Origin of the sequence: Xanthomonas sp. NCPPB 1067 (genome assembly GCF_020783795.1) — a bacterium.
Lineage (GTDB): Bacteria > Pseudomonadota > Gammaproteobacteria > Xanthomonadales > Xanthomonadaceae > Xanthomonas > Xanthomonas melonis.
This window is the reverse complement of record NZ_JAJGQG010000009.1, coordinates 150,046-160,503: the sequence shown is the minus strand read 5'-3', so window position 1 is coordinate 160,503 and position 10,458 is coordinate 150,046. Positions and strand designations below refer to the sequence as shown.

Sequence of the window (10,458 nt, the reverse complement as noted above, 5' to 3'; positions counted from 1 at the left end):
GGAAGCAGACCCCGGGTGGGTCAGATTTACTTCGGCGATTCGACGGAAAGTGGGTCAGATTTAAATCGGCGTTGACAGGTGCCTCTGCATCCAACGCTGCCATCGTGCAAGTGGAAGGGGGCGGCATGCCATTGCCGATGAAGCGATATTCGGCGTTCGCTGTCACCCGTCTGGCTGGGCAGCTCTGCCACTACGAAGACCTCGCTGCCAAGCACATCACACTCTGCACATCAGACGCTCAAGCCAGCCGGATCGCTGCCGCTAGCGACCCATGAGCCGGCCGCCTGATGCGCCGGCCTTGTGGCAGGAGCCAGGTTTGGGCGCACAGGACAATTCGACGGACCAGCCGGGCGCGGGGGCGCCGGTCAGCCTGCAACAGCAGGGCGATGGATTGGTCGGTCTCAGTGACATGATCGGGCGCCGTGCCTGGCTGCGGCGACCTGCTGCGTGGGCGTTGCGCTGGGTGGATGTGAGCCTGCGCATCTTCGTAGTAGTGTTCCTGTTGACGGTGGTCGTCGGCGTGCTCGATCCGTTTGGATTGAAGCGTGCCAGTGAAGTGCAGTCGCAACGGATCGCGGGACGGATGTTCGCACCGTTCTATGGGATGCCGCCGACACCCGCCGGTTCGCCGCCGACGATTGCGCAGGACCATATCGCGGTGGTGTTGATCGACGACCACACTCTGCGGGCGCGCGAGTTGGCGTGGCCGCCGCGCTACAACTATTACGACGAGGTGCTGCGGCGGGTGTTGGCGCAGCGGCCGCGGGCGGTCTATGTCGACATCCTGATGGAGCGGCGGCGCGACTACGACGATAGCTATGCGGACGCGCGCGACGGCATCGCGGCCGAGATCGGCTGCGCGAAGGTGCCGGTGTTGTTCGGGGTATCGGCGCCGGGGCGGCGTTCCATCTTCTCCGGGGTGGGCTCTGCCGCATCCGGCTGCAGCACGGGCCCGGTTGCGACCGAGAGCGGCGTTACACCTGTTGCCCAGGATGTGGTGACCAGTTGGAGGGGCGTGGGCAGCGACTATCCGCTGTTGCTGGCAGCCGAGAACGTGCGCGACGAAGGCTGGATACCGCCGCTGTCCACCGGGCCGGGGTTCGGGGCGGATTATCGTTCGGTGGCCCTGGCGTTGTATCAGCAGGCCTGCCGGACACGCTCGAGCGCGGGCTGCCGCGAGCGTGCGCAGGCACTGAGTTCAGAAGTGCTGGGCACGCCCATGGCGGTGCAGTGGGGCTCGACATTGCCGCGCGTGCAGGCGCGGCCGCGTGGGCTGGGGTGTGTGCGCACCGCGCCGGCAGGATGGTGGAGCCGCCTGCACAGCGCGCTTGGGCTGACACGCGATGGCCTTGCCAGCGGTGTCGATGCGCAGGCGGAAAACCGACGGCGCGAGCGCTGCGCATACACGCTGACCGTGTTCGAGGAACAGCTGGATGACCCGGCGGTGGCTGTCGTGCTGAAGGACCGTGTGGTGCTGATCGGCACGCGCCTGAGCGGTCTTGGCGACCAGGTGCTGTCGCCCGTGCACCAGCAACTGCCAGGCGTCTACCTGCATGCCATGGCGCTGGACAATTTGATGAGCTGGGGCAGCCAGCACATGTCGACCGACAGCTGGCGCGACCGCGTGGCGGAGCTGCTCGGCATGTTGCTGCTCTGCTTCGCTGCGGGTGCGGCCTTGCTGCTGACCAGACGCGTGCCGCTGCGCAGACTGCGCGCCATTACCGTGGTGGTGGCCTGCCTCGGTAGCAGTCTGTTGATCGTTCTGGTGTCCCAGCTCTATCTGCGGCAGCCGCCAGGCCACTGGCTTTCTACGCTGGTGCTTGCCTTTGTCGCGATCAGGGCAGTGGGGTGGCGGGATGTTCGCGAACAAACCTTGGCCCAGCCTGCCGAGGCGCCGGAGAACACACATGGGTGATGCGATGAAGCGATTTTGGTCGATGCTGCTGCTGGCGGCGCTGCAGGTGCAGCCAGCCCTGGCGCAGGGACGGCAGCAGGCGTATGTGGCAGAGGTGTATGGGCAGGTGATGACCTATCAGGAGGTCGATGGCAGATTTCGCCGCGTAGGGCCGCTGCCGGCAGGCATTGAGCTGCGTCAGGCGCGGGTCAGCCGCGTGTCTCCCAAGGGCTATGTGCTGGTCGAAACCGCGGCTGGGCCGGTCTGGCTGGACAAGTTGAAGGTGAAGGTCGCTGGCGATCTCACGCTTTCCGGTAACGTGCGTTGCACCAGCACGGTCAGCGAGGCCAGCGACGCGGTCACTGCCGGTGTGCGCGGCGTCGGCGAGGGATGTCGGTGACTCCGGTGTGCCGTCTGCTCGCCGTGGCGCTGGCGCTGCTGGTCACCGGGTATGCCAGTGCTGGCGACACGCTGATCAAACAGAAACACATCGACGCGATCGGCCGCGGTCTGCAGATCTTCACCGGTGCCAATCAATCGCTGCGGCAGGGACGGGTCATGACGGCGCTGCAGCGGCAGCGATGGACTTATGGCACCGTGCAGCACGCCCAGCTCGATGCCGACCTGGATCAGGTATTGCAGGAGATTCGCACCGTGGCCGGGGCCTCGGCGCCGGCGGCCAGGATCCATGTCACACCGGCGCCACTGCTGGAGGCCTATGCAAACGAGGATGGCTCCATCTTCATCGCGGCCGGCATGCTGTCCAACCTGCCCAGCCGTGATGCGTTGGCGGCCCTGATTGCGCACGAGTATGCGCATGTGATGATGCGCCATGCCGGTGCCAGTCTGCTCGAGCGGCTGAGCAATGTGGGCGGTGGGCTGACCTCGCTCTACCTGGATCAGGCCTATGTGGACGCACAGCGCCGGGGCAATGCGGAGACCGGCTATGTGCGCGAGGCCGTGATGCGCGAGGCGTTGTTGAAATCGGTGCAGGCGGGAATCGTGCCGCGGCGGATGCGCCTGCAGGAAGAGGAGGCCGACCGCAAGGGTATCGACCTGATGATCGCTGCCGGCTACAACCCGCTGGGAATGATGGAATTGTTGACACTGATGGAGCTGTGGGAACAACAGAACAAGCGCGTCAACGCGGAGGCGATTGCGAAGGCAGGACTGTCTGGCACGGTGGAGCGGTATCTCAAGGCGAGCGATCAGGCGCACTCGGCCGCACGCAAGGTGGGCGACCGCAACCTGATCGATGGCCTGATCACGACTGTCGTGCAGAGCGTGAACCGTTCCGTGGACCAGGCTAGCCGTGGTCACCGCGCGGCGGAGCAGCGGGCCGAGCAAGCGCGCGGACATATCGAAGCGCGCTATGGCGATGCCGAGCGCCCGGACATGCGCGCTCTGCCCTGGCGCCAGCAGCCGCAGGTGGCCGACCTGTTTGCCGATCTGGAGCAGATCCAGACATTGATGGAAGACGATGCCGGCCGGCAGCCGCGGCGTCGCCATGCTGCATCCACTGCACTGGCGTCGCTGCTCGCACGGCCTGCGGGGCAGACGCCTCTGGGCCGCTATCTGCAGTTGCGCCTGAAGGAACATTCAAGCGACGAGGGTGCGGCATTGCTGGAACGGCAGCGCGAGCTGGCGCGCGACGATTCGCTGTTCATTGCCCATCAATTCGCGCTGGAAGCCATGGACCGCTACAACCAGCGCGAGCAAGCGCTCGAGCTGCTCGCGATCAGCCGCAAAAGCCTGGGTGACCCGCCGGAACTGCTGCCCTACGACATTCGCTTCCAACGGCGCATGGGCAAGGACGACCTTGCAAAGCTCGCCCTGGCGCGCTGTGCGGGAACCGGCGATCCCCGCCTGCGGCGTGCCTGCGAGGAAGCGCGGTGATGCGCGGTGAGGTGGTGAAGGTGCGCTTGCCTGCGACGCAGGGAGTAATAGCGAGACACGCTAATGCAACGAGCTGAACGCGCAATAGACCCACTCTACCCGTTGGCTACGGCACGGGACACCGACGCGCCGCAAGCTGCGCCGCTGTGGCGTATGCTGCGGCAGACCTTTGGGGTCGATCTGAAGTGGTGGGTGCCTTGCTGGGGCGGTGGCATGGTGTTGACGCACTTCTTGCGTATCGGGTATGTGCCTTCGCTGTCGCTTGGCGATCTGGGTGTGGTGCTGAGTGCGGTCGCGTTATTCGGAGGGTTGGCCCTGCTGGGCTTCCTGGCCCTGCTGGTGGTACCCGCCTGGATGATTGGGTTGATGGTGGATCAGCATCTGCTTCCGGTACCGCTGCGTGCCAAGCAGAACGTTACACCCAGAAGTGCACTGCGGTCGTATTATCGGCACGCGCAGCTGAAGCCAGGGAAGCGACGGAAACGGGTTTTGGACAGACTCCCCGTCTTTGCCTGCGCAGCGGTGCTGGCCGCGTGTTACTACGCTGTCATGCTGCTGTGCGCACATGGCGGACATGGACGCGTGGCGACTTACGGCATCGTCGCCGGTTTCTGTATAGGTGCATCCGGTCTGACGATCCTCGCGGTAGCCTGGGATTTAGACAGAGTGCGCCGCTTGTGGCCGCTGTTGCGCAAACGCCGCGGTACGCTGGCATTGATGTTGCTGCTATATCTGGCGTTCTGGCCATTGGCAGGATTCGCTGTGGGCTATTTGGCTCCGCCAACTGCAGGAGCGGACTGGATGTATCTGATCCTTTCCGCCGTCATGGTGATCATGATGCATTGGGCAATCTATGCCACACATCGGGCTGGCTTTTCCCAGCGGCTTCGAGTCGTGGGGCCTGCCATGCTAGTCGCATTGCTCTACAGCGGCGGACTGTTGGGCATGGTCGATGTCAGCGTTCGCAAGCTGGGCATCGGTATGCTGGATGGCGTGCAGTTGCAGTTGACCGAACAGGGTTGCCAGATCGTCAAGGCGAGTTGGCCGGAGGCAGCTTGCCGGCGAGCGCAGCCGTCATCGCCTGTCTTCGTGCTGCCGGCGGTGGATATCGTCACCCGCCTAGGATCGGATTTCTATGTGACGCAGCCGGGCGGACTTGCCGACGAAAGTAGGCCTCGCCTGCTGATCCCAGCAAGCCAGATCCTGAGCTGGAGCAGGGTGGGTAAGTCCAGGAAGGTCGCCGCCACGGCAGCGCCGACGCGATGACCCGAGGCGTGTTGGATGCAGTGGTCCTCGGCATGCCAAGAGAGGCTGCCAGCACTGACGCAGGAATTTCGCCACGCGCAGATGTCGTCCCTCAACAGGGTGGCACCAGGCCGCCGGTCACACCGGCGCAGACTTCAAAATCCCCGACAAACTCTCGCGCAGGATCAACTGCAGATGCATGCGGTTGAGTTCCATGCCGCTGGTCATCACGCTGTGCAGGCCGCCGCACATGGCGGCGACGGCGAAGACGCGGGCCTGGAATTCGTGTTCGCTGCTGGCGGGGTCGGCGTGGCCGCGCAGTAGCCGCTTGAGCAGTGCGCTGAGGTGTTCGATCAGCGATGCGCTCTGCCGGCGCATGAAGGCGGCCAGCACCGGGTCGCGCAGGGTGGCCAGGTGCAGTTCCAGGTCGATGCGGGTGCGCTTGATGTTGATTTCCTGCAGCAGCCAGTCTTCGAGCAGTCCGGCGATGAAGTCCACCACGTGCACGTCGGCCGGGCGTTGCACCAGCCACATCTGGCGGATGGCGCGCATGTAGTTGCGTTCCAGCAAGGCGCGCACCAGCGCGTCCTTGTCTTCGAAGCGCTGCAGCAAGCTGCCGCAGCTGACCTTGGCGCGTTCTGCGATCAGCTCGAAACTGGTGGCGCCCAGGCCCACCTCGTCGATGCATCGTTCGGTGGCATCGAGCACCTCTTCCAGCAGCAATTCTTCGCGCTCTTTCGCCGTGCGCAGCAGCAGAACGTTGGACATGGGGCAGCAGGTCTGCGGGGGGCTGCAGTATACCGGCGCGGCGTTGCCCTTCCGTCGCGTTCGCTTGTTGCTGTGCCATCAGTCATGGATGCGTGTGCGTATTGAAACGCAGGTCACAGATGCGCTGGTCGACCGTCTTTTCACGGTGGCTGTGCGACACGGGAGGTCGACGTTGTGCTGGAGACGCATGTGAGTGAGAACAGTGCGGTAGCCGGTGTGTCGGCACAGTGGCCGGCGCGGTTATGGGTGGTGCGGCACGGGCAGAGTTCGGGCAATGTGGCGCGCGATGCGGCCGAGTCAAACGGCGCGTCGCTGATCGACCTGGAACACCGCGATGCAGATGTGCCGTTGTCGGCGCTGGGCGAGCGCCAGGCCGAGGCGCTTGGTGCATGGATGGCCGGTCTGCCCGAGTTGGAGCGGCCGACCTTGATCCTGAGTTCCCCCTATGTGCGTGCGCGGCAGACGGCCGCTGCGGTGGCGCGTGCGCTGGGGCAGCCGGCCGAGTCGGTCAGCGTGGACGAGCGGCTGCGCGAGAAGGAGTTCGGCGTGCTCGACCGTTACACCACCGCCGGCATTCTGGCGACCTTTCCGGAACTGGCCGAGCAGCGCAAGCTGGTGGGCAAGTTCTATTTTCGTCCGCCCGGTGGTGAGAGCTGGTGCGATGTGATCTTCCGCCTGCGCAGCATCGTGGGCGACCTCCAGCGCAATCATGTGGGTGCACGCGTGTTGGTGGTGGGGCACCAGGTGATCGTCAATTGCTTCCGCTATCTGATCGAGCGGATGGACGAAGCCACCATCCTGGGCATCGACCGCGAAGGCGATGTGCCCAATTGCGGCGTCACCGACTACGCGGCCACCACCGATGGGCAGTCACTGCAGTTGATCCGCACCAAGTTCGTGCCGCCGGAGCTGGCCGACGAGCCGGTGACCACCGAATCCGACCGCCCGGCCGGGGCACGCTGAATGCGTGCCACGCGGATGCGCACCTTGACGGCCGCGGCGTTGCGCACGATGCCGCTGCCGTCACCGGGTGGCGACAAGGAGCAGCGTGGGCGGGTGCTGATCGTGGGGGGCTCCACGCGTATCCCCGGCGCTGCGCTGTTGGCGGGCGAGGCGGCCTTGCGTGCGGGTGCCGGCAAGCTGCAGATCGCTACCGCGGCAGGCGTGGCGCCAGGGATGGCGTTGGCAGTGCCGGAAGCGATGGTGTTGGGGTTGGGGCAGAACGCGCAGGGCGAGATCGTGCGCGGGCACCGCGCACTGGATGCGGCCATGGCCGCATGCGATGCGGCGGTGATCGGCCCGGGCATGACATCCACCGCCACCACGGCGGCTCTGGTCCAGCGCGCGATTGCGCAGGCGGTATGCACGCTGGTGCTCGATGCGGGTGCATTGTCCAGGCGCTTGCGTGCACCGGCCGGGCGGCCGTTCGTGCTGACGCCGCACGCGGGAGAGATGGCTGCGCTCGCCGATGACGACAAGGCGGCGGTGGAAGCGGCACCTGCCGAGTACGCGCTGGCCTTTGCCAGGAAGATGCGCAGCGTGGTGATCGTCAAGGGCGCGGACAGTTTCATCGCCGGGCCGGACGGCGCGCTGTGGGTGCATCGCGGCGGCGTGCCGGGCTTGGGGACCTCCGGGTCGGGCGATACCCTGGCAGGCGTGATTGCGGGGTTTGCCGCACGCGGAAGCGATGCATTGACCGCAGCGTTGTGGGGCGTGTTCGTGCATGCGGCAGCCGGCAAGCGGCTGGCCGCGCGGATCGGCACCGTGGGTTTTCTGGCACGGGAGATCCTGCCGGAAGTTCCGGGGATCGTGGATCGGTTATCGCGCGGGTCGGCAACGGATAGATAGCTCCTCTCTCATCGGGACAGGGGGGAAGGGACGATTGCTTAACCGTTTTACAAACGGTCGATGCGCTTACTCGCATCGCTGGCGACGCATGCTCTGCGTACGCCCGTACCCTCATCCGGCGCTGCGCGCCACCTTCTCCCGATGGGAGAAGGAATCTGGAGCGCACAACGCGTCGCCGCAGGCATCCCCTGCAGCTTGCCTCCAGTGGTGGGGCCGTATGCCTGCGGGTTGCGCATGGGCATCCATTACTGACGGTGCAGCCTTACTGCACCGACATCGAATACGGCCGCTGCGCCGGATCGGTGGCCCACTGCCGGTTCGGTGTGGCCTGCATGCGGAAGCGCAGTTCGCCGCCGGCCTGGATCTCTTCGTGCGTGAGGTAGGCGCGGGTCAATGGTTTGCCATTGAGCGTGGCGCTGCCGATGTAGGCACGTGTATCGCTGAGGCCATCGGCGAAGACGCTGAAGCGCTTGCCATTGGGCAGGTTGAGCGTGGTGCGCGGCAGGAATGGGCGGCCGATGATGTATTGGTTGCTGCCCGGCGCCACCGGGTAGAAGCCCAGCGTGGTGAACACGTACCAGGCCGACATCTGGCCCAGATCGTCGTTGCCGGCCAGGCCCTCCGGGCCAGCGTGATACTGCGTTTCCATGATCTGCTTCAGGCGGGCCTGCGTGCGCCACGGTTGGCCGGCATACGCGTAGAGATAGGCCACATGGTGGCTGGGCTCGTTGCCGTGCGCGTACCAGCCGATCAGGCCGGTGATGTCTTCCATGTGTTCGAACACCTTGGGGTCGACCTTGGCATCGAATACGGCGTCCAGGCGGGCAAGCAGCCTGTCTTCGCCGCCATGCGCGGCCGCCAGGCCGGCCACGTCCTGCGGCACGTACCAGGAGTACTGCCACGCATTGCCTTCGGTGTAATCGCTGCCGTAGCCGCTGGCGGAGGGATCGAACGGCTCGCGGAAGTCGCCGGCGCGGGTGCGTGCGCGCATGTAGCCAGTGGCCGGGTCGAAGGCGTGCTTCCAGTTGCCGGCGCGCTTGCTGAAGTCGGCGGCGATCTGGTGCTTGCCGAGCTTGTCGGCCATGCGCGCGATGGTCCAGTCGTCGAACGCATATTCCAGCGTCTTCGAGGCGGCTTCGCCTTCTTCGTCGATCGGCACATAGCCGAGCTCGCGGTATTGCGCGATGCCGTCGTAGGGGCCGTAGTTGGCGCTGGCCGCCATCGCCTGCAAGGCTTCGTCGGCGTCGAAACCGCCGATGCCCTTCATGTAGGCGTCGGCGATCACCGGCACCGCGTGGTAGCCGATCATGCACCAGGTTTCCAGGCCGTGGAATGCCCACACCGGCAGGATGCCGTAGGCGCTGTCGCGGCGTGCGGCCAGCAGCGAATTGACCATGTCGCTGCTGCGTTGCGGTGGCTGTACCAGCGTGAGCAACGGGTGCAGGGCGCGGTAGGTGTCCCAGAGCGAGAAGGTGGAATAGTTGGTCCAGCCATCGGCACGATGCACAGCATTGTCCGGGCCGCGGTAGCCGCCATCACTGTCCATGAACAGCGTAGGGCCGAGCAGGCTGTGATACAGCGCGGTGTAGAGCTGGGTACGTTGCCGTGGCGTGCCTTGCGCGTCGATCGCCGACAGTGCCTTCGTCCATTGCGTACGCGCATCGGCGCGCACGCGGTCGAAGTCGAAGCCGGGCACTTCGGCCTGCAGGTTGGCGATGGCGGCCGCTTCACTGACCGGCGACAGCGCCACGGTGACCACCAGTGGCGTGCCGTCGTTGGCGACATCGAACACACCGACCAGTTGCCTGCCTTCGATCTGCGCGCGCTGCGCGGGGTTCTTGTCACCCGGCGGCGGGAAGCCCTTGTACGGGATGTCCTGTTCGGTGTCGTGCAGTTGCGTGGCGGTGAGCGGGCGCGAGAAGCGCATCGCGAAGTACAGCTGCCGGCCCGGTGCCCACCCGCGCGTTTCACGAAAGCCGGTCACGGTGCCATCGGCGCGCACGCGCAGCCGCGACCACTGCACCTTGCCGGGGTAGTCGTACAGGCTGGTGCGCAGGTCCACCAGTACATGCGCCGGCACGCCCTTGGGAAAGCGGTAGCGATGCACGCCCACGCGCGCGCTGGCAGTGAGTTCGGCGCGGATAGCGCGGTCTTTCAAGGTCACCGCGTAATAGCCGGGCTGCGCCTGTTCGCTGGCGTGGTCGAACTGCGCGGTGTAGCCGCTGCCGGGCTTGCTGGCATCGCCGCGTTCCAGCTTGACCTGCCCGGTTTGCGGCATCAGCAGGATGTCGCCCAGATCCGAGTGTCCGGAGCCGGAAAAATGCGTATGCGAAAAGCCCACGATGGTGGTGTCGCTGTGTCGGTATCCTGCCGCCCAGCCGTAGGCCTCCTTGCGCGGCTTGATCTGCGTGTCCGGACTCAACTGCACCATGCCGAACGGCACCGTGGCGCCGGGGTAGGTATGGCCTTCGCCACCTGTGCCGATGAACGGGTCCACTGCGTCGAAGGCGGACGCGGCCGCGCGCGGGGCGGCGGGACACGCGAAGGACGCGACGGCGGCAAACATGGCCAGCCAGCGCAGGCGGGAAACGATCGATCGATGCGGCATGCGAAGCGGCTCCGGGCGGATGCAGCGCCGGACCGTAGCACAGCGGCGACAGCGGACCATGCGTGCGCCTGCGCATCGCGTGCTGGCTGTGGTCGGGGTCGCCAGGCTGACGGGCCCCACGGCGAACCGCTGTATTGGGTGGGTGTGGCTGGCTGCGCGTTGCAAAGCATTGCGGCAGCGACGAACTCGTCCGTCATCC

The 10,458-nt window shown here is 65.9% G+C and carries 9 protein-coding genes; 7 read left to right on the top strand and 2 right to left on the bottom strand.

The window, feature by feature from the left end; all coding sequences use genetic code 11:
• The 5 genes from LL962_RS09720 to LL962_RS09700 all read left to right on the top strand — a co-directional run.
• A partial coding sequence (locus LL962_RS09720) for a hypothetical protein (RefSeq protein ID WP_228316746.1) occupies positions 1-275 on the top strand: 275 nt, incomplete at its 5' end.
• A 194-nt stretch (positions 276-469) separates the two neighbouring features.
• The gene (locus tag LL962_RS09715; protein ID WP_228316745.1) at positions 470-1,915 is read left to right on the top strand and encodes a CHASE2 domain-containing protein; all 1,446 of its coding nucleotides are present in this window, start codon (positions 470-472) and stop codon (positions 1,913-1,915) included.
• Positions 1,916-1,919: 4 nt separating this feature from the next.
• Entirely contained in the window at positions 1,920-2,294 is a 375-nt protein-coding gene (locus tag LL962_RS09710) for a hypothetical protein (protein ID WP_228316744.1), read from the top strand.
• Complete coding sequence (locus LL962_RS09705; protein ID WP_228316743.1) at positions 2,285-3,790, top strand: M48 family metalloprotease; 1,506 nt, start codon at positions 2,285-2,287, stop codon at positions 3,788-3,790. The genes LL962_RS09710 and LL962_RS09705 overlap by 10 nt, the downstream gene beginning before the upstream one ends.
• A 63-nt stretch (positions 3,791-3,853) precedes the next feature.
• Entirely contained in the window at positions 3,854-5,056 is a 1,203-nt protein-coding gene (locus tag LL962_RS09700; protein WP_228316742.1) for a hypothetical protein, read from the top strand.
• A gap of 117 nt (positions 5,057-5,173) precedes the next feature.
• Here LL962_RS09700 and LL962_RS09695 read toward each other — a convergent pair whose 3' ends face one another.
• A complete protein-coding gene (locus LL962_RS09695; protein ID WP_228316741.1) occupies positions 5,174-5,803 on the bottom strand; it encodes a TetR/AcrR family transcriptional regulator in 630 nt (209 codons plus the stop codon).
• 174 nt (positions 5,804-5,977) lie between these two features.
• Here LL962_RS09695 and LL962_RS09690 point away from each other — a divergent pair, with 174 nt between their 5' ends.
• Positions 5,978-6,766: a histidine phosphatase family protein gene (locus tag LL962_RS09690; protein ID WP_228316740.1), complete on the top strand. Its 789-nt coding sequence runs from the start codon at positions 5,978-5,980 to the stop codon at positions 6,764-6,766.
• Positions 6,767-7,651: an NAD(P)H-hydrate dehydratase gene (locus tag LL962_RS09685; protein WP_104584409.1), complete on the top strand. Its 885-nt coding sequence runs from the start codon at positions 6,767-6,769 to the stop codon at positions 7,649-7,651. It abuts the gene before it with no gap.
• 262 nt (positions 7,652-7,913) lie between these two features.
• On the opposite strand, the gene LL962_RS09680 is transcribed toward LL962_RS09685, so the two are convergent.
• Positions 7,914-10,259, bottom strand: a complete 2,346-nt coding sequence (locus LL962_RS09680; protein ID WP_228316739.1) for a GH92 family glycosyl hydrolase — start codon at positions 10,257-10,259, stop codon at positions 7,914-7,916.
• Positions 10,260-10,458: the final 199 nt, after the last annotated feature.